This is a genomic window from Curtobacterium sp. AG1037 (assembly GCF_003349855.1).
GTDB lineage: Bacteria > Actinomycetota > Actinomycetes > Actinomycetales > Microbacteriaceae > Curtobacterium > Curtobacterium citreum.
In genome coordinates, this window is record NZ_QQAO01000002.1 from 282,885 (window position 1) to 302,091 (window position 19,207).

14 protein-coding genes are annotated in these 19,207 nt (G+C 72.0%); 10 read left to right on the top strand and 4 right to left on the bottom strand.

The annotated features are described in order from the left end of the window. The first annotated feature begins 70 nt into the window (after positions 1-70). From DEU32_RS03820 to DEU32_RS03830, 3 genes are all read left to right on the top strand, one after another. Positions 71-1,894: an ABC transporter ATP-binding protein gene (locus DEU32_RS03820; RefSeq protein WP_114849398.1), complete on the top strand. Its 1,824-nt coding sequence runs from the start codon at positions 71-73 to the stop codon at positions 1,892-1,894. A gap of 131 nt (positions 1,895-2,025) precedes the next feature. Further along, complete coding sequence (locus tag DEU32_RS03825; RefSeq protein ID WP_114849551.1) at positions 2,026-3,834, top strand: ABC transporter ATP-binding protein; 1,809 nt, start codon at positions 2,026-2,028, stop codon at positions 3,832-3,834. A gap of 37 nt (positions 3,835-3,871) precedes the next feature. Next, a complete protein-coding gene (locus DEU32_RS03830) occupies positions 3,872-4,297 on the top strand; it encodes a DUF805 domain-containing protein (RefSeq protein WP_114849399.1) in 426 nt (141 codons plus the stop codon). 131 nt (positions 4,298-4,428) lie between these two features. Here DEU32_RS03830 and DEU32_RS03835 read toward each other — a convergent pair whose 3' ends face one another. Genes DEU32_RS03835 through DEU32_RS03845 form a run of 3 tightly spaced genes read right to left on the bottom strand, consistent with a single transcriptional unit; the run spans position 4,429 to position 6,788 of the window. Next, on the bottom strand, positions 4,429-5,943 hold the full coding sequence (locus tag DEU32_RS03835) for a hypothetical protein (RefSeq protein ID WP_114849400.1): 1,515 nt from the start codon (positions 5,941-5,943) through the stop codon (positions 4,429-4,431). A 54-nt stretch (positions 5,944-5,997) separates the two neighbouring features. Then, a complete protein-coding gene (locus tag DEU32_RS03840; protein WP_114849401.1) occupies positions 5,998-6,333 on the bottom strand; it encodes an MGMT family protein in 336 nt (111 codons plus the stop codon). Continuing rightward, positions 6,333-6,788 (bottom strand): GNAT family N-acetyltransferase, encoded by a 456-nt coding sequence (locus DEU32_RS03845; RefSeq protein ID WP_114849402.1) that lies wholly within the window; start codon positions 6,786-6,788, stop codon positions 6,333-6,335. Before DEU32_RS03845 ends, DEU32_RS03840 begins: the two co-directional genes overlap by 1 nt. A 101-nt stretch (positions 6,789-6,889) precedes the next feature. Between DEU32_RS03845 and DEU32_RS03850 the strand changes: the two genes are divergently transcribed. Then, the gene (locus tag DEU32_RS03850; RefSeq protein WP_114849403.1) at positions 6,890-8,140 is read left to right on the top strand and encodes an ROK family transcriptional regulator; all 1,251 of its coding nucleotides are present in this window, start codon (positions 6,890-6,892) and stop codon (positions 8,138-8,140) included. A gap of 161 nt (positions 8,141-8,301) precedes the next feature. Here the strand turns inward: DEU32_RS03850 and DEU32_RS03855 are convergent, their stop codons facing one another. Further along, a complete protein-coding gene (locus DEU32_RS03855; RefSeq protein ID WP_058741254.1) occupies positions 8,302-8,730 on the bottom strand; it encodes a hypothetical protein in 429 nt (142 codons plus the stop codon). A 180-nt stretch (positions 8,731-8,910) separates the two neighbouring features. On the opposite strand from DEU32_RS03855, the gene DEU32_RS03860 reads away from it, so the two are divergent. The 6 genes from DEU32_RS03860 to DEU32_RS03885 all read left to right on the top strand — a co-directional run bounded on the left by DEU32_RS03860 (position 8,911) and on the right by DEU32_RS03885 (position 19,012). Further along, the gene (locus DEU32_RS03860) at positions 8,911-11,331 is read left to right on the top strand and encodes a lamin tail domain-containing protein (protein WP_114849404.1); all 2,421 of its coding nucleotides are present in this window, start codon (positions 8,911-8,913) and stop codon (positions 11,329-11,331) included. Between the two features lie 84 nt (positions 11,332-11,415). Continuing rightward, the gene (locus DEU32_RS03865; RefSeq protein ID WP_058741252.1) at positions 11,416-12,258 is read left to right on the top strand and encodes a PhzF family phenazine biosynthesis protein; all 843 of its coding nucleotides are present in this window, start codon (positions 11,416-11,418) and stop codon (positions 12,256-12,258) included. A gap of 268 nt (positions 12,259-12,526) precedes the next feature. Further along, entirely contained in the window at positions 12,527-13,888 is a 1,362-nt protein-coding gene (locus DEU32_RS03870) for an extracellular solute-binding protein (protein ID WP_114849405.1), read from the top strand. A 109-nt stretch (positions 13,889-13,997) separates the two neighbouring features. Next, complete coding sequence (locus DEU32_RS03875) at positions 13,998-14,948, top strand: carbohydrate ABC transporter permease (protein ID WP_114849406.1); 951 nt, start codon at positions 13,998-14,000, stop codon at positions 14,946-14,948. Between the two features lie 71 nt (positions 14,949-15,019). Then, the gene (locus tag DEU32_RS03880) at positions 15,020-15,850 is read left to right on the top strand and encodes a carbohydrate ABC transporter permease (RefSeq protein ID WP_373286859.1); all 831 of its coding nucleotides are present in this window, start codon (positions 15,020-15,022) and stop codon (positions 15,848-15,850) included. A 60-nt stretch (positions 15,851-15,910) separates the two neighbouring features. Then, positions 15,911-19,012 carry a glycoside hydrolase family 38 C-terminal domain-containing protein gene (locus tag DEU32_RS03885; protein WP_114849407.1) on the top strand — a complete coding sequence of 1,034 codons (3,102 nt, stop codon included), beginning with the start codon at positions 15,911-15,913 and terminating at the stop codon, positions 19,010-19,012. Positions 19,013-19,207: the final 195 nt, after the last annotated feature.

The following is a 19,207-nucleotide window of genomic DNA, read 5'->3' on the forward strand; positions in this document are numbered from 1 at the left end:
CGACGTGACCCGTCGGCGGCAGCGGCGACCAGACCGGGCGGACGCGGCACGACGCACGAGGACGCAACCCATGTCCAAGACGCCAGACCAGGCGCGCCCGTCCACCGACCGTCCCTCCACGCTGCGCGCGCTCGCGCGCATCTGGCCCTACGTCCGACCGCACAGCGGTCGCCTGCTCGGCGGCATGGCCGTCGCGATGGGCGCCTCGCTCGTGGCCCTCGCCATCCCCTACGTCCTGCAGGGGCTCGTCGACGGTCCGCTCTCGAGCGGCGACCGGAACCTCATCCTGCCCGCCGGGCTCGCCGTCCTGGCGCTCGGTGTGCTCGAGGCGTTCTTCATCGCCGCCCGTCGGCGGATGGTGATGCGCCCCTCGACGCGGATCGAGTCGAGCATGCGCAACGCGCTCTACAACAAGTTGCAGGACCTACCGGTCGCGTTCCACGACCGCTGGGAGTCCGGGCAGCTGCTGTCCCGCTCGGTGTCCGACCTGTCGCTCATCCGACGCTGGCTGGCGTTCGGCGTGGTGCTGCTCGTCGTGAACACCGTCACGATCGTGGTCGGCTTCGTCGTGCTGTTCAGCTTCGGCTGGCTGCTCGGCCTGGTCTTCCTCGTCGCGTGCGTGCCGATCTGGGTCACCGCGATCCTGTTCGAGCGCCGCTACTCGATCATCACGCGCCGCTCCCAGGACCAGGTCGGCGACCTCGCGACGAGCGTCGAGCAGTCGGTGCACGGCATCCGCGTGCTCAAGGCGTTCGGCCGGGGCCGGTCGAAGCTCGACGAGTTCACCGAGCAGGCCGAGGCGCTGCGCGGTACCGAGATCGAGAAGTCCCGGGCGATCGCGGGCCTGTGGCTCTGGCTGCTCCTCGTGCCGGACGTCGCCTTCGCGCTCTGCCTGCTCGCCGGCATCTGGCTGGCGTCGCAGGGCGAGCTCACCGTCGGGCAGCTCTTCGCGTTCTTCGCGACCGCGACCGTGCTGCGGTTCCCGATCGAGTCGATCGGCTTCCTGCTCTCGATGACGTTCGACACCCGCACGGCGGTCGACCGGTTCTTCGAGGTGATGGACTCCGAGAACACGATCCAGGACCCGGAACACCCGCGGACGATCGCCGAGCCGCACGGTGCGCTGTCGTTCAACGACGTGCACTTCCGCTACCAGGACTCGCCGGCGCAGTTCCCGGACCTGGTGAACGGCGTCCAGCTGGAGCTCCAGCCGGGCGAGACCATGGCGCTCGTCGGCCTGACCGGGTGCGGCAAGACAACGCTGCTCTCGCTCGTGCCGCGGCTCTACGACGTGACCGGCGGCTCGATCACGATCGACGGCGTCGACATCCGCGACCTCACCCGGGAGGAACTCCGTCGGCACGTCGGTGTCGCGTTCGAGGACGCCACGCTCTTCTCGACGAGCGTGCGTGACAACGTGCTGCTCGGTCGCCCGGACCTGTCCGGCGACGAGGCGGAGCGGATCATGCGTGAGGCCCTCGAGATCGCGCAGGCGTCCTTCGTCGACGAGCTCCCGGAGGGCGTCGACACCCGCGTCGGGGAGGAGGGCCTGTCGCTCTCCGGCGGCCAGCGGCAGCGTCTGGCGCTGGCCCGGGCGATCGCGGCGCGGCCGTCGGTGCTCGTGCTCGACGACCCGCTGTCGGCGCTCGACGTCGACACCGAGGCGCGGGTCGAGGCCGGGCTCCGCCGGGTCCTCGCGGACACCACGTCGCTCATCGTCGCCCACCGCCCGTCCACCGTGACCCTCGCCGACCGCGTGGCCCTCATGGAGAACGGCCGGATCACCGCCGTCGGCACCCACTCGGAGCTGATGGCCACCAACGAGCACTACCGCTACGTCATCTCCTCGCTCGACGAGGACGATGCGCCCGCCCGAGAGGAGGCGATGGCATGAGCCAGCAGACGGATCCCACGCAGGGTGCGACCCCGCAGGTGGTCGACCCCCAGCCGGGAGGCACGGTGCCGGTCGCGCACGCCGGCACCGGCACGCAGGCGGCCGAGGCAACAGCCCCCGTCACCGCGTCGATCACCGTGCACGGGGTGCGCGGCGAGGAGCGCAACGACTTCACGAAGGCGGAGAGCGCGCGGTTGCGCCGACGCTCGCTCGCGCTCCTCGGGTCGCTCGCCGCGCCCCTGAAGGCGCGGCTCTGGGGCATCGCGGTCGTCGTGGTCGTCTCGACCGCGGGGCAGGTGGCCGGCCCGGCGCTCGTCGCGTGGGGCATCGACAACGCCCTGCCCGCCGTGCTCGACCGGTCCGACTGGACCCCGGCGTTCGTGGTCGTCGCGCTGTACGTCACGATCGCGGTCGTCGGCGCGGTGCTCACCGCCTGGTACACGGTGCTCGCGGCGCGGATCAGCCAGGCGATCCTGCTCGACCTGCGGAAGCGGGTGTTCCTGCACACGCAGCGGCTCTCGCTCGAGTTCCACGAGACGTACACGTCCGGCCGGATCATCTCCCGCCAGACGAGTGACCTCGACTCGATCCGCGAGCTGCTCGACTCCGGGCTGAACCAGCTCATCCAGGGCGTGCTGTACATGGTGTTCACGGCGATCGCGCTCGTCGTGCTCGACCCGACGTCCGGGATCGTGCTCGCCGTGTCGCTCGTGCCGCTGTGGTTCCTGACCCGGTGGTTCCAGAAGCGGTCGCAGACGCTGTTCCGGGCTACCCGCACGACCTCGGCGCGGGTCATCGTGCACTTCGTCGAGACGATGACCGGCATCCGGGCCGTCCAGGCGTTCCGGAAGGAGTCGCGGAACAAGGACGAGTACGGCGGCTACGTCGAGACGTACCGGCAGGCGAACTCGAAGGTGTTCAACCTGTTCGGGACGTTCGACCCCGGACTGGTGCTCATCGGCAACGCGTGCCTCGCGGCGGTCGTCATCGTCGGCGGCTACCGGGTCGTCGGCGGGTCGCTCGAGATCGGTGCGCTGCTCGCCGTCGCGCTCTACGCCAAGCGGTTCTTCGACCCGGCCGAGGAACTGGCGATGTTCTACAACGGGTACCAGTCGGCCTCGGCGGCGATGGAGAAGATCTCCGGCGTCCTCGAGGAGCAGCCGTCCGTGCCGGACCCGGTGAAGCCGACGAAGCTGCCGGACGCCTCCGGGCGGATGGACTTCGACGGCGTCGAGTTCGCGTACAACGCCGACAAGGTCGTGCTGCCCGAGTTCACGCTGCACATCCCGGCGGGGCAGACCATCGCCCTCGTCGGCTCCACCGGTGCCGGGAAGTCGACGCTCGCGAAGCTCATGGCGCGCTTCTACGACCCGTCCACCGGCGCGGTGCGGCTCGACGGCGTCGACCTGCGCGACCTCGACCCGAAGGACATGCGCCGCGCCATCGTCATGGTCACGCAGGAGGCGTACCTGTTCTCCGGCTCGGTGGCGGACAACATCGCGCTCGGCAAGCCCGGTGCGACCCGTGCCGAGGTGGAGCGGGCGGCGAAGGCCGTCGGCGCGCACGAGTTCGTGATGGCGCTGCCGGACGGGTACGACACCGACGTGAACAAGCGCGGCGGCCGGGTGTCGGCCGGGCAGCGCCAGCTGCTCTCCTTCGCCCGGGCGTTCATCGCCGACCCGAAGGTGCTCATCCTCGACGAGGCCACCGCGTCGCTCGACATCCCGTCCGAGCGGCTCGTGCAGGAGGGGCTCGAGACGCTGCTCGCCGACCGGACCGCGGTGATCATCGCGCACCGGCTGTCGACCGTGGCGATCGCGCACCGGGTGCTCGTGATGGAGCACGGCCGGATCGTCGAGGACGGCACCCCGGCGGACCTCATCGCGGGGACCGGCCGGTTCGCCCAGCTGCACGCGGCCTGGCGCGACTCGCTCGTGTGACGCCCGCCGGGCTGCACGCACGTGGTTGTCTTGGGGGATGAGCAACGACAGCGTGCAGACCGGCGGCGTCGCCCTGCGCGACCCCTTCTACGGGGCACCCTTCACCGAGGCGGTCCGGCGGTTCTGGCGGAAGTACACCGTGTTCACCGGCCGGGCGTCCCGCTCGGAGTTCTGGTGGTGGTGGGTCACGTCGTTCGTGGTCGGCCTGGTGCTGCAGCTCGTGCCGCAGGCGTTCACCCCGGGATCCCCGGTGCTCGAGAACCCGGTCGGCTCGTACCTGTTCGTGCTGTGGGGACTCGTCACGCTGATCGGCTCGCTCGCCCTCGGCGCCCGGCGCCTGCACGACGCGAACCGGTCCGGCTTCTGGCAGTTCCTGCTCCTGCTGCCCGTCGTGGGCGCGCTCGTCCTGCTCGTCCTGTTCCTGCTGCCGTCGAGGGCGGAGGGCACCCGCTTCGACGCCTGATCGACCCCGCGTCCCGTCCGTCGTGCGTGCGGGGGCGACGGACCACCCGGACGACGGCGACGGCCGGCGCCGCGGTCCGCGGGACCGCGGTGCCGGCCGTCGGTTCAGCCGTCCGGGCGGGTCCGGTCGTCTCAGACGGTGATGGTCGTCGAGGCTCCGGAGGCGTCCGTGACCGTCACGACGGTGCCGGCCTTCGGTCCGTAGACGTACCGGCCCCAGCCGCTCTCGTTGCCGGACGCGGTGGTCGTCTGGCCGTCGTAGGAGATCGTGACGGAGCCGGTCGCGCCCGCGAACCAGATCTGCGATTCGTAGCCCTTCGAGACGGCGGTCGCGACCAGGGTGCCCTGGTCGGCGCGCGGGCCGGTGCCCACCTCGACGGTGCGCTCGGCCGTGGCACCGTCGTGCTCGGCCGTCACCTGCACGCTCCAGCGGAACTGCGACGGCAGGTGCAGCTGCAGGCGTGCGGAGCCCGAGCCGTCCAGGCGGCCGCGGACGGTGTCGCCCGTCGGGGTGGTCGCCGTGACCGAGGTGCCCGGTTCCCCGCGGACCTGCAGCGAGGTGTAGCCAGCACCGTCATCCGTCGGGATGATCCACTGGATCGGGTCGACCGGTGCGGGGGTCTCGCCCTCGCCGCCGTCGCCGGGGTCGGGGGTCTCGCCGCCGTCGCCGGGCTGCGGGGTGAAGCCGGGGTCGACGTCGGTCGGGGGCGCGACGACGTCGCTGGGGCCGCCGGTGCCGGGGTCGGGGGTCTCGCCCTCGCCGCCGTCACCGGGGGTCTCGCCCTCGCCGCCGTCGCCGGGGTCGGGGGTCTCGCCGCCGTCGCCGGGCTGCGGGGTGAAGCCGGGGTCGACGTCGGTCGGGGGCGTGACGACGTCGCTGGGGCCGCCGGTGCCGGGGTCGGGGGTCCCGCCCTGGTCGTCGACGTCGACCTGGGTCCACGCACTGGTGCCGAGCGAGTCCTCGGGGTCGCCCTGCTGGTCGGCGGGCAGGTCGACCGTGGCGCGGACGCGGAAGGCGTCGTCCTCGTCGGCGTTGCCCGGTCGCACCGGTGCTTCCACGCGGAACGTGCCGTCGTTCGCGTCGGCCTCGGCCACCGTGGCGTCGTCGGAGGGGGTCGCGACGGTGATGTGCGCGCCGGGGGTCGCGGTGCCCTCGATCACGGCGACGTCACCGTGGCGGGTGGCGGAGGTGACGTTGGGCTTCTCGACGCGGGCGCGCAGGAGCACGACGTCCTCGGCGGTGCGGCTGCCGTCGGGAGTCGTGACGAAGGCGTGCAGCTCGCGTTCCCCCGGCGCGAGGTCCGGGATCTCGCAGACGAAGGCCAGCCCCTGCGTGGCGACGCTGCAGAGCTCACGGTCACCGTCCGACAGGTGGAAGGTGCCGGCGGCGGAGGCGACTCCCGAGACGACGACCGAGCGCGACGACGCAAGGGCGAGTCGCGAGTCGCCGAGGTCGAGCACGGGCACGCCGCCGAAGTAGCGCAGTTCGGTCGAGCTGCCGGGGATCGTCGACGAGGCACGGGCGGACGCGCTGGCGGTCGCAGCGGTTCCGAAGGCGTTCGTCGCTGCCGATGCCGGAGCTGCCGCGGCGCAGAGGAGACCGACCGTGACGGCGGTCGTGGCGATGACGTGGTTCTTCCTGAGCATGGTGTCCTTTCGAGACGAGGTCGCTCAGTTGTACATCTGAAATGTCGTATGCAGTTAATCTCGCAGCTGCTCGGAGAAGCCGGACCAGCGCGCACGGCGCATGTCGATCCTCCAGGCCGAGGAGCCCTGCACGAGCGGCGTCCCCTCCGCCCGGTAGTGCTCGAACGCGCGGGTCTCGTGCCGGACCGGCGGCAGCCCGCCGGAGCGGACCACCCGCCACCACGGCAGGTCCGAGCCCTCGTGCGCCATCACCTTGCCGACCGCCCGGGGTGCACGTGACCCGAGTTCAGCGGCGACGTCTCCGTAGGTCATCACCCGACCGGGTGGGATCGACCGCACCACCAGCGCGACCGCGGCACCGAAGTCCGTCGGGTCGGGCTCGGAGGGCACTACAGGGACAGCGCGGCGAAGTGGTCGCCGTACTGCGTCTCGCGCACGACCGAGAAGCCGAGCGCGCGGAAGAACGCCTCGGGACCGACCTCGCCGCCGGGCTCGTACACGACGGTCAGGCGTTCGAACCCTCGGCTCCGCGCCTCGTCTGCCAGGCCGTGCACCGCGAAGCGTCCGACGCCCCGGCCCTGGGCGTCACCGGCGACGTGCACGCGCCAGATCGCGCTCCGGAGCTCCTCGTCCGCGTTGTCCTCGTCGAAGGTGCCGACGATCACGCCGACGACCCGGTCCCCGTCGAGGACGACGCGGGTCCAGGCGGAGCTGGGCTTCACGTCGGACTCCGCGACCGCGTAGGTCTGCGGCTGCACGAACTCCTCCTGCCCCGGCTTGAGCGTCAGGGAGTTCGCTGCGGCGGCGGTGGACGCGGAGAGTTCTTCGAGGCGCAGGTCGGACATGGGGTCAGGCTAGCGGTGCTCCCCGACCGGGGGCCAGGACGGTGACACGACCGTTGCACGTCCGTTGCAGCGCCGTCCGGACCGCGCGGTATGGTCGCGGGATGGTGGAGCACCGGCGTGGGGCGAACCTGCCGTCGATCGGCGGGTTCAACCGCACCGTCGTGCTCGACGCGGTCCGCCGGTCGCCGGACGGCCTGAGCCGCGTGGAGCTCGCCGCCCGCACGGGCCTGAGCGCGCAGACGGTCTCGAACGTCACCCGGTTCCTCATCGAGGCGGGGATGATCGTCGAGTCCGGCACGGTCGTCGCCGGGCGGGGGAAGCCGCGGACGATCCTGCGGCTCGAGGCCTCGAGCCGGTACGCCGTCGGGGTGCACGTCGACCCGGCGGTGGTCACGTACGTGCTGCTCGACCTGGCCGGCACGGTGCTCGCCGAGACGACGACCTCGACGCCGTCCGCCGAGGACCCGGACGAGGTCGTCCGCACCATCGCGACCGCCATCGACGGCCTGGTCGAGGGTGCGGGCATCGCGGTCGAGGCGGTGCTCGGCGTCGGCATCGCGAGTCCCGGCCCCATCGACGTGGACGCGGGCGTCGTGCTCGACCCGCCCTTCCTGCCCCGCTGGCGTGACGTCCCGCTGCGTGACGCGCTCGCCGAGGCCACCGGGTTCCCGGTGCTCCTCGAGAAGGACGTCACCGCCGCGGTCGTCGGCGAGATGTTCCTGGCGGGGGAGTCGTCCGCCCGGAACTTCGCGTTCGTGTACTTCGGCACCGGCTTCGGCGTCGGACTCGTCGTGGACCACGAGCCGGTGCGCGGGGTCGGCTCGAACGCCGGCGACGCCGGGCACATCATGGTCGACCAGGGCGGCCTCGCGGGCACCCCGGACGGATCGGGTGCCCGGGGCGAGGTCGGCGCGGCCGTCGCCCCCGACCGGCTCGTGCAGGTCGCGCGCTCGCGTGGGCTGGCACTCGGCGATCCCGCGCGCGAGGACGACGCCGCCGCGGTGCAACGGGCGTGGGCCGCGCTCGGCGAGGCGATCCACGCGGACGACCCGGTCGCGGTGACGCTCGCGGCCGAGGCCGGCACCGTGATGGGGAACGCCGTCGTGCTCATCGTGAACCTGCTCGACATCGACCGTGTCGTGTTCGGTGGTCCGTTCTGGTCGCGGATCGCGCCCGTCGCCCTGCCGGCCGCCCGGCAGGCGGTCGTCACGTCGCCGCTGCTGGTGCCGAAGCACCCGGTGGTGGTGCAGGACAGCGGTCGGGGTGCGGACGTCGCGGCCGTCGGCGCGGCCTGCCTGGTCCTCGACGCGGCGCTGTCACCGCGCGCGAGTGCGCTCCTGATCCGGCGCTGACGCCTGAACCGGCGCTGTCGTCCGGTCGGCGCTGTCGTCCGGTCGGCGCTGTCGTCCGGTCGGCGCTGTCGCCCGGTCGGCGCTGACGCCTGGTCGGCGCTGACGCGGACGGGAGGCACGGTGCCGGTCCGGCGCGCGCCTTCCGCTGGTCAGGGTGTGGGTCAGGCCGCGCCGAGCACCTTGCGCCAGGTCGCCGTCAGGGTGTCGTACTCGTCGTCGGACAGGAGGTCCCGCACGCCGGTGGCGAGGACCGCGGACCGGACGGCCTCCTCGGCCCCGGCGCGGTCGCGGAGGTGCGCGTCGGAGTGCTTCACCGCGCGTCCGGCCGCCTGCGCGGCCTCGATCTCGTCGACCCGGCCGGCGGCACCGGCGGCGTCGAGCGCGTGCTGCCACGCGGCGAGCAGGTCGGCGTTCGTCACCATGCGGCCGTCCGCGCCGCCCTGGATCGCGAGCGACGCGCTCGCCTCCGGCACCACGATCTGCTCGTCGGCCTTCCAGGCGACGTCGAGGGCCTCGGCCTCCTCGGCGGTGATGCGTCCTGCGCGGTCGATCATCGACTGCAGTGCGGTGTTGGTGGTGTCGTCCGTCACGGTTCCCTCTCCGACCGAGCGCGCTCGCGGGGTCCGCTCCATCCTGTCGGCGTCCCCTGAGAAGCCGCACCGGTCACCGCCCGTGGCGCGACACCTGTCGTTCACCTGGTCGCCACCGGACGGACGCCGAGATGCTGAACAGTCGTGCAGGTCCCCCGACCTCCCTGAGAAGGACCCTGCATGCGCACCCCTGCCCTGCGGCTCGGCGCCGGCCTCGCGACGGGCATCGCCCTCGCCGCCGGAGTGCTGACCGCGACCCCCGCCGTCGCCGCGGTCGGTGACGACGACCCCACCGTCGGCGCCCGCGTCGCCACCGGCCCCGTCGCCGGACTCGCGATCAACGAGGTGGAGTCCAACGCCGACGACACCGACTGGGTCGAGCTGGTGAACACCTCGTCGGCTTCGATCGACCTGAGCGGCTGGCGCTTCCTCGACTCCGACTCGTCGCACGCCGCGTACGTGCTGCCGCAGGGGTCGACGATCGCCGCCGGCGGGTACCTCGTCGTCGACCAGGAGACCACCACGCGCCCCGGATTCGACTTCGGACTCGGCGGCGCCGACGCGGTCCGGCTCTACGACACCGCCGGCGCGCTGACGCTGCGGTACGCGTGGACCACGCACGCGGCCGTCACGTACGGCAGCTGCCCGGACGGCTCCGGCACGCTCGTCGACACCACCGCGTCGACCAAGGGGAAGCCGAACGACTGCTCCTCGCCGGTCCGCATCAACGAGGTCGAGTCGCAGGACGGCACCCCGGGCGACTGGGTCGAGCTGACGAACGTCGGGACGACCACGGTCGACCTCGGCGGGTACGTGCTCCGGGACAGCGAGGACGACCACGCGTGGACGATCCCGGCGGGCACCACCGTCGCGCCGGATGGCTTCACGGTGCTCGACGAGGCCCGGTTCGGCTTCGGGCTCGGCAAGGCGGACGCCGTCCGGCTGTCCGACCCCCGGGGCGTCCCGGTGGACTCGTACTCCTGGACGGCGCACGCCGCGACGACGTACGGACGGAACCCGGACGGGACCGGTGCCTTCGCCGAGACCGCCGAGCCGACGAAGGGCGCGGCGAACCGTTTCGCGGGCTCCGTGACCGCCGAGGCGTGGCCCGGCGGCCCGGACGAGACCGTCCTGGACGCCGAGGACACCTTCACCGGAGACCTGAGCGGCCTCGACTGGGCACCCTCCGCCACGTCGGCGGACGGGCAACTCTGGGCCGTGCAGAACGGTGACGGACTGCTCTACCACCTGGCCCCGGAAGGCCGGGGCGGCTGGGCGCCGACGAACGCCGCCGGTGTCGACCTGCGGTACGCCGACGGCACCGGGACGCCCGACGCCGAGGGCGTCACCGTCACGGCCGACGACCCCGGCGCGGTCTACGTGTCGACCGAGCGCGACAACGACGTGTCGAAGGTGAGCCGCCCCGCGGTGCTGCGCTTCGCGACCGCCGACGGCTCCGAGTCGGTGCTGCGCGCGACGGACGAGTGGAACCTCGCCGCGGACTTCCCGGGCCTCGGAGCGAACGCCGGGCTCGAGGGCGTGACCTGGGTGCCGGACGCGTGGCTGACGTCCCACGGGTTCGTCGACCAGCACACCGGTGCGGCCTACGCGCCCACCTCGTACGCCGGGCACGGCGACGGACTCTTCCTGGTCGGGGTCGAGGGCACCGCGAGCGTCTACGCCTACGCGCTGATGGACGACGGGGCGTTCCAGCGCGTCGCCACGATCGCGACGCCGTTCTCCCTCGTCGCCGAGGTGCAGTTCGACCCCACGCTCGACGCGCTCTGGGTCGTCTGCGACGAGGCCTGCTCCGGGCGCACCGCGCTGTTCGACGTGCAGGACGGGGCGTTCACGCTCGCGACGCTGTACGAGGCGCCGGCGAACGCCGACCGAGGGCTCGCCAACGAGGGCTTCGCGATCTCGGGGCGGTGCGTGGACCGCGCCCGAGCCACGTTCTACGCCGACGACAACGACACGGACGGATTCTCGTTGCGGACCGGGACGTACCCGTGCGACGCGTCGACGGAGCCGGGTGACGGCGGGATGCCCGCGCCTGGTGACGGCGGCACACCCGCTCCGGGTGACGGCGGCACGCCTTCGCCGGGAGCGGGTGGCGGAACCCCGACGCCGACCCCGACCGCCCCTGGCCCGACCACCCCGACCACCCCGACGGCCCCGGTCGCGCCGGACGCCTCGTCGCTCACGGAGGGGAACCGCGGCTCGGTGTCGGCGCCGTCGGTGGTCCGAGCCGGGTCCTCGGTGACGATCTCCGTCGGGGCGCAGTACGCCGGTGAGCGTGTCGCGGTCTGGCTGTTCTCCGAGCCTCGACTCCTCGGGACGCCGGTCGTCGCCGCGGACGGCACCGTGACGGTGGTCGTCCCCGCCGACGTCCCGGCCGGGCAGCACCGCATCGTGGTCACGGCGTCCGACGGCACGGTGCTCGGCTGGACGGCCGTGACGATCGACCCGGCGACGGGTGCGCTCGCCTTCACCGGCGCCGAGCTGGGCGGAGGGATCGCTGCGGCGCTCCTGCTCCTGGCGGCCGGGACCGGTGTCCTCGTGGCCCGTCGTCGTCGCCGGCCGGCCGTCGCGCAGGCCTGACCCGCTGCACCGCTCGCCGACGCCCCCGTCGTCCCTCCGGACGGCGGGGGCGGCCGCGTCCGGGTCGCGCGGTAGCGTCGGGGGATGCGCACCGAGGTCCTCCGCTACACCGCGTTCGCCGCCGAGCCCGGGGGCGGCAACCCCGCGGGGATCGTGCTCGACGCGGCGGGGATGACCGACGACGAGATGCTCGCCGTCGCACAGCGGGTGGGGTACCCCGAGACCGCCTTCGTCGTCGCGCGGACCCCGGACGGCGCCCGCGTGCGCTACTTCTCGCCGGCCGCCGAGGTCCCGTTCTGCGGGCACGCCACCGTCGCCACCGCCGTCGTGCTCGCCGAGCGCGACGGGACCGGAGCCCGGGTGTTCTCCACCGCTGCCGGGGACGTCGCGGTCGACGCCACGACCGCACCCGACGGCAGCGTGCAGGTCGCGATGACGAGCGTCGAACCCGACACCCGGCCGATCGACCCCGTGCGGTGGGAGCGGCTCGCCGCCGTGCTCGGACTCGTCGACGGTGACGTCGCCGAGGGCTTCCCCGTGCTCGAGGCCTTCGCCGGCAACTGGCACCCGGTCGTCGTCCTGGCCGACGAGGACCTGTTCCACCAGTTCCGGTTCGACCCCGCGGCGCTCGCCGCCCTGAAGCACGAGTACGGGTGGGCGGGCACCGTGACCGTCCTGCACCGCACCGGCCCGCTCGCGTTCGAGGCACGCAACCTGTTCCCCGCCGGCCGCATCACCGAGGACCCGGCGACCGGTTCCGCGGCGGCGTCCACGGGCGCCTACCTGCGTGCGATCGGCGCGGTGTCGCCCGGGAGCCGCGTCGTGATCCGGCAGGGTCGACACGTCGGGCGTCCGAGCGTGCTGCTCGTCGACGTGCCCGAGTCCGGCGGCATCACGGTGATCGGCGGCGCCACGCCCGTCGCCTGACCCGGCTCCGAGTGCACGTTCCTTCCCATCGCAGGCGCAATGGGAGGCACTTCCGCGCGCAGGAGGTCGTTCCACCCGCCCTCCGACGCGCGGATCGGCCTCCCACGCGCGGATCGGCCTCCCACGCGCGGATCGGCCTCCACCTCGCGCGCGCCCATGCCGTGACCGAGCCGTGACGAAAAGTGCTTGACACGATTAAGTCCACACGCTGTACTAATCCTGCGCGCGGGTGACGGAGCCCGCGGACATCCCGTGCAAAGGAGCACCGATGAAACGCCGCACCCGAATCATCGCCGGCCTCGCAGCCGTGGCAGTCGCCGCGGTCGGGCTGGCGGGCTGTTCCAGCTCGGGCTCTGCCTCGAGCGACACCATCAAGATCGCGTACCAGAAGTTCGGTGCCTTCCAGCAGCTCGATGCGCAGATGAAGGAGGTCAAGACCGAGTACGAGAAGGCGAACCCGGGCAAGAAGGTCACCCTCGTCCCGATCCAGGCCCAGGGCAACGACTACTACACGAAGCTCGCGCTCATGAACAAGGCGCCCGCGACGGCCCCGGACGTCATGTACGAGGACACCTTCCTCATCAAGTCCGACGCCGAGGCCGGCTACCTGCTGCCCCTCGACGACTACGTGGCGAAGTGGAAGGACTGGGACCAGTTCTACGACAACGCCAAGCAGGCCGGCCAGGGTGACGACGGCAAGATCTACGGCGTCTCGATGGGCACCGACACCCGGGCGCTCTGGTACAACAAGGACATCTTCAAGAAGGTCGGCCTGCCCGTCCCGTGGGAGCCCAAGACCTGGGACGACGTGCTCGCCGCCGCGAAGACGATCAAGGAGAAGGACTCGGGCGTCATCCCGTTCAACATCTACTCCGGCAAGGCGCAGGGCGAAGCGTCCACCATGCAGGGCTTCGAGATGCTCCTGTACGGCGCCGAGGGCGACGGCAACACCCTCTACAAGGACAAGAAGTGGGTCGTCGGCTCGAAGCAGTTCGAGGACTCCCTGAAGTTCGTGAAGGACGTCTACCAGGGCGGCCTCGGCCCGACCCCGCAGCAGGCGCTCGACACCAACGTCGGCACGACGATCGCGCAGACGTGGCTGCCGCAGGGCAAGCTCGCGATCGACCTCGACGGCTCGTGGCAGTCCGGCACGTGGCTCGAGTCCGGCACCGCTCCGTGGAAGGAGTGGAACGACGTGATGGGTCAGGCGGCCTTCCCGACGCAGAACGGTCAGGAGCCCGGCTACAACTCGATGTCCGGTGGCTGGACGCTCGCGGTCGGCAAGAACTCCAAGAACCCGCAGGCGGCGTTCGACTTCATCTCGACCTTCCTGAGCAAGGACGGCTCGCTGAAGTACGACACCGAGAACAGCCAGATCGCGGTCCGCAAGGACGTCGCCGAGGACCCGGAGTACACCGGCGCCAACCCGACGTTCAAGTTCTTCTCGGGACTGGTGCAGCACACCAACTTCCGCCCCGCGACGAGCGACTACTCGCAGGTCTCGAACGCCATCCAGGTCGCGATGGAGTCCGTCATGACCGGGCAGCAGACACCCGCCGAAGCCGCCAAGGCCTACGACCAGTCGGTCGAACAGGTGGTCGGCCAGAAGAACACCGTCGACGTCGGGTAGTCACCCGGCCGCACGGCGGACTGGAGGCGCGGCGCCACACCGCCCCGTGCCTCCAGTGCGCCCCTCCCCACCTTCGGAACCCTCTGGCGCACCCGAAAGGCAACCACCCGTGTCCAGCACCCCCCTCGCGCCGACGCTGTCGGCACCCGGTGCGCCGAAGCGCACCGATCCGCCGACGCCGCGTCGGCGGCGCTCCCTGCGGAGAGCGAGCCGAGCGGTCCCGCTCCTGCCGGCCGTCGTCCTGCTCGTCATCTTCCTGCTCGGCCCCGTCATCTCGTCGTTCTACGGGTCCTTCACCAACTCCGCGCTGACCGGCGCGAGCGCCGCGAACCAGCAGTTCGTCGGGCTGCAGAACTACGTCGAGCTCTTCCAGGACCCGGACTTCCCGAAGTCCGTCGTCCTGACGATCGTGTTCCTGCTCGCCTCGGCGGTCGTGGGCCAGAACGTCCTCGGGCTCGGCCTGGCGCTCCTCATGCGCAGCGCGAACAAGGTGGTCCGCGCGATCGTCGGCACGTTCGTCGTCGCGGCGTGGGTCCTGCCGGAGATCGTCGCCTCGTTCGCGGCGTACGCGTTCTTCAACGACACCGGCACGCTCAACACGTTCCTGGCCTCGATCGGGATCAGCGGGCCGAACTGGCTCTACACGTACCCGATGCTCGCCGTGATCCTCGCGAACATCTGGCGCGGCACCGCGTTCTCGATGCTCGTCTACTCCGCCGCCGTGCAGGAGGTCCCCGAGGAGATCACCGAGTCCGCCGAGATGGACGGCGCGGCCGGCTGGCAGCGACTCGTCTACATCACCCTGCCGGTCATCCGCCGGTCGATCTCGACGAACCTCATGCTCACGACGCTGCAGACGCTGTCGGTCTTCACGCTCATCTTCGTGATGACGGGCGGCGGCCCCGGTACGAACTCGTCGACGCTGCCGATCCTGGCGTACCAGGAGGCGTTCAAGTTCTCGCAGCTCGGCTTCGGGACCGCGATCGCGACGATCCTGCTCGTGGTCGGCGCGGTCTTCTCGATCATCTACATCAAGGCACTGAAGCCGGAGGTGGACTGACCATGGCACTCACCGCCGACCGTCCCGTGTCCGATGTCACCCGCTCGGTGACGGCCCCCGGTGCGCTGCACATGACCTCGCCGCGCGGCCGCACCATGCGCTGGGTGTCGAACGTCGTGCTGCTCGTCATCGCGGTCTGCTTCGCGGTGCCGCTGCTGTGGCTCGTGCTCGCCTCGTTCGACACGCAGGCGTCGCTGTCCGTGAAGCTCCCGACGCAGTTCACGCTCGACAACTTCACGAAGGTGCTCACGCCCGAGCTGTCGTTCATCCCGCTCGGCAACAGCCTGCTGCTCTCCGGTGGGACCGCGGTCGTCACGGTCGTCGTCGCGATCCTCGCCGCGTACCCGCTGTCCCGCTACAAGATGCGGGTCAACAAGCCGTTCCTGTACAGCATCCTGTTCGGCACCGGCCTGCCCATCACCGCGATGATGGTGCCGGTCTACGCGCTGTTCGTGTCGCTCAACCTGATCGACAACGTGTGGGGCTGCATCTTCTTCCTCGCCGCCACGAGCCTGCCGATGGCGATCTGGATGGCGAAGAACTTCATGGACTCGGTGCCGATCTCCCTCGAGGAGGCCGCCTGGACCGACGGCGCCTCGATGTTCACCACGCTGTGGCGGATCGTCATCCCGCTCATGCGCCCGGGCATCGCCGTCGTGTTCATCTTCGTGTTCATCCAGGCGTGGGGGAACTTCTTCGTCCCGTTCGTCCTGCTGCTCTCGCCCGACAAGGTGCCCGCCGCGGTGAGCATCTTCAACTTCTTCGGGCAGAACGGAGCCGTCGCGTACGGGCAGCTCGCCGCGTTCTCGATCGTCTACTCCGTGCCCGTCATCGCCCTCTACGTCCTCGTCTCGCGCGGCCTCGGCGGGGCGAACGCCCTCGCCGGCGGCATCAAGGGCTGACCGCGCCCACGCACTCCGGGCCCCGCGCCCGACCGTCCCTGCTGGAAAGGAACCACCTCCATGCACCACGACGAACCGCTCGTCGAAGCCCGCATCGCCCGTCTCGTCCGGGACCGCGTCGACCCCGCGGTGCTCCGCCGCTCGGCCCCGGTCACGATCGAGGCCTGGCAGGTGCCGGACGAGCCCGTGCCCTTCGCCGAGGCCGTCGCCGCCGAGTACACGCCGTTCCACGTCGGTGACGCCTGGGGCGGCCGGCCGTGGGGGACGACCTGGTTCCGGGTCCGCGGCACCGTGCCGTCGGACTTCGGGGCCGACCCCGGCACGACGGTCGAGCTCCGCGTCGACCTCGGCTTCTCGAAGCGCCAGCCGGGCTTCCAGGCCGAGGGACTCGCGTGGCGACCGGACGGCACGACGATCAAGGGCATCGAGCCGCTGAACGACACCCTGCCGGTCGAGCCCGGCCCGGACGGCTCGTTCGAGCTGTACGTCGAAGCCGCCGCGAACCCGGACATCGGCGGCGACGACTTCCAGGGCGCGACCCCGCTCGGATCGCGGTCGACGGCCGGAACGGAACCGATCTACCGCCTGCGGGCACTCGAGCTCGTCGAACGCGACGACACCGTGTGGGAGCTGCAGCAGGACTTCTGGGTCCTCCGGGGCCTGATGACCGAACTGCCCACGGACGGCACCCGCGGCGCGGACGTCCTGCGCGGACTCGAACGCGCGGCGGACACCCTCGACCCCGACGACGTCGCCGGCACCGCAGCCGCCACCCGCGAGGTCCTCGCGCCCCTCCTGGCCGTCGGCGCCGCGGGCTCGGCCGGGCGCGCGATCGCCGTCGGGCACGCGCACATCGACTCCGCCTGGCTCTGGCCGGTGCGCGAGACGATCCGGAAGTGCGCGCGCACCTTCTCGAACGTGCTCGACCTGATGGACCGCGACCCGGACTTCACGTTCGCGTGCTCCTCGGCGCAGCAGTACGCCTGGATCCGCGACGGCTACCCGTCGATCTGGGAGCGCATCAAGCAGCGCGTCGCCGAGGGCCGGTGGATCCCGGTCGGCGGCATGTGGGTCGAGTCGGACACGAACCTGCCAGGCGGCGAAGCCCTCGCCCGGCAGTTCGTCGCCGGCAAGCGCCTGTTCCTCGAGGAGTTCGGCGTCGACACCCCCGAGGCCTGGCTGCCCGACTCGTTCGGCTACTCGGGCGCGCTGCCGCAGATCGTCCGCGCCGCCGGCTCGAAGTGGTTCGTCACGCAGAAGCCCTCGTGGAACGAGACGAACGTCATCCCGCACACCTCGTTCCACTGGGAGGGCATCGACGGCTCGCGCGTCCTGACGCACCTGCCCCCGGCAGACACCTACAACTCGGACGTCTCGCCCGAGGACCTGCACCGCGGGGAGCGTCAGAACAAGGAGCGGGGCGTCGCGAACACCTCCATGCTCCTCTACGGCTTCGGCGACGGCGGCGGTGGTCCCACGCGCGAGATGGTCGCCGCGGCCCGCCGGCAGCACGACCTGGACGGCTCGCCCCGGGTCGACCTCGGCACCCCGGCGCAGGTGTTCGAGGAGCTCGAGCGCGTGCTGCCGGAGCCCGCGGTGTGGTCGGGTGAGATGTACCTCGAGTTCCACCGCGGCACGTACACGTCGCAGATCCGCACGAAGCAGGGCAACCGCCGCTCCGAGCACCTGCTGCGAGAGGCCGAGCTCTGGGCCGCGACCGCCGCGGTCCGGCACGGCGCCGAGTACCCGTACGACGAGCTCGAGTCGGTCTGGCACACCGTGCTCCTGCAGCAGTTCCACGACATCCTGCCTGGTTCCTCGATCGCCTGGGTCTACGAGAACGCCGAGGCCGAGTACGCCCGGGTCGCCGAGGTGCTCGAGGAGCTCATCGGCACGGCGACGACCGCGCTCGCGAGCGGCGGGGTGACGGCGCTCGCCGGGGTCGGCGCAGCGCGGGCCGGTGCGGGCGTGGGCGCGCTGCTCGACGCTCCCACCGAGGCCGGAGCGGCCGGCGGCGCTGACGGTGTCGTGCGCTTCAATGCCTCGCCCGTCACCGCGGGTGGGGTGACCGCCCTGGGTGGTTCCCCGTCGTCCGCGGCGGAGGCCGTGCCTCCCGTCCGGAGCGGTGACCGTTTCGTCTTCGACACCGGCGTCGTCACGGCGACCATCGACGCAGACGGCCACGTCGTCTCGCTCGTCGAGCGTGCGACCGGACGCGACGCCGTCGCGCCGGGCGCCGTCGCCGCGCAGTACACGGTGTTCCGGGACACCCCGAACCAGTGGGAGGCGTGGGACATCGACCGCGCCTACCAGCGGAACGGGACGGTCCTGTCCGCGACGGGCGTCGAGGTCGACGGGACCACACTCGTGGTGACGCGGCCGTTCGGCTCGTCGTCGGTCACCACCCGCTACTCGGCGGTGGCGGGCCAGCCCGAGCTGCACATCGAGACCGAGGTCGAGTGGCACGAGCGGCAGAAGCTCCTCAAGCTCGCGTTCCCGCTCGACGTGCGCGCGGCCTCGGCGTCGAGCGAGATCCAGTTCGGGCACATCGACCGGCCGACCCACCAGAACACGTCGTGGGACATGGCGCGCTTCGAGACGTCGGCGCACCGGTGGGTGCACGTCGCCGAGCCGGGCTTCGGCGTCGCGGTCGCCAACGACTCGACGTACGGACACGACATCACCCGCTCCACCCGTGCCGACGGCGGCACCACGACGCTCGTGCGCGAGTCCCTGCTCCGCGCGCCGACCTTCCCGGACCCGCACGCCGACCAGGGACACCACGTGTTCCGCACGGTGCTGCGCGTCGGAGCCTCGGTGCTCGACGCGGCGGACTCCGGCTACCGGCTCAACCTGCCGGTGCGGTCGGTGCCCGGGTCGGCGACCGTCGACCCGCTCGTGACGGTGTCGTCGCCGCAGGTGTTCGTCGAGGCGGTCAAGCTCGCCGAGGACCGCTCCGGTGACGTCGTCGTGCGGCTGTACGAGGCGATGGGCGGCCGAGCGGCGGACGTCGGGGTGTCGTTCGGGTTCGACGTCGACACCGTCGAGGCGGTGGACCTGCTCGAGCGGCCGCTCGGGTCGGGGACGTGGGAGGCGGGGGAGCCCGTCGTGCTCACGCTGCGCCCGTTCGAGATCGTCACGCTGCGGGTGCGGCGGGGCTGATCGGCGAGCCGGCCGCGCAGGACCGCGGCGCCGGGCGGGGTCGGGTGCCCCCGCCCGGCGCCGTGTTGCGTGGGGGTGTTCCCGATGCGCCTGTCCGCTGATCCGCGCTGCTCCCGGTGGGCTCTGCTCCCGATCCGCTCTGCTCCCGATCCGCTCTGGTCCCGATCCGCGCGTAGGAGGCCGATCCGCTCGTCG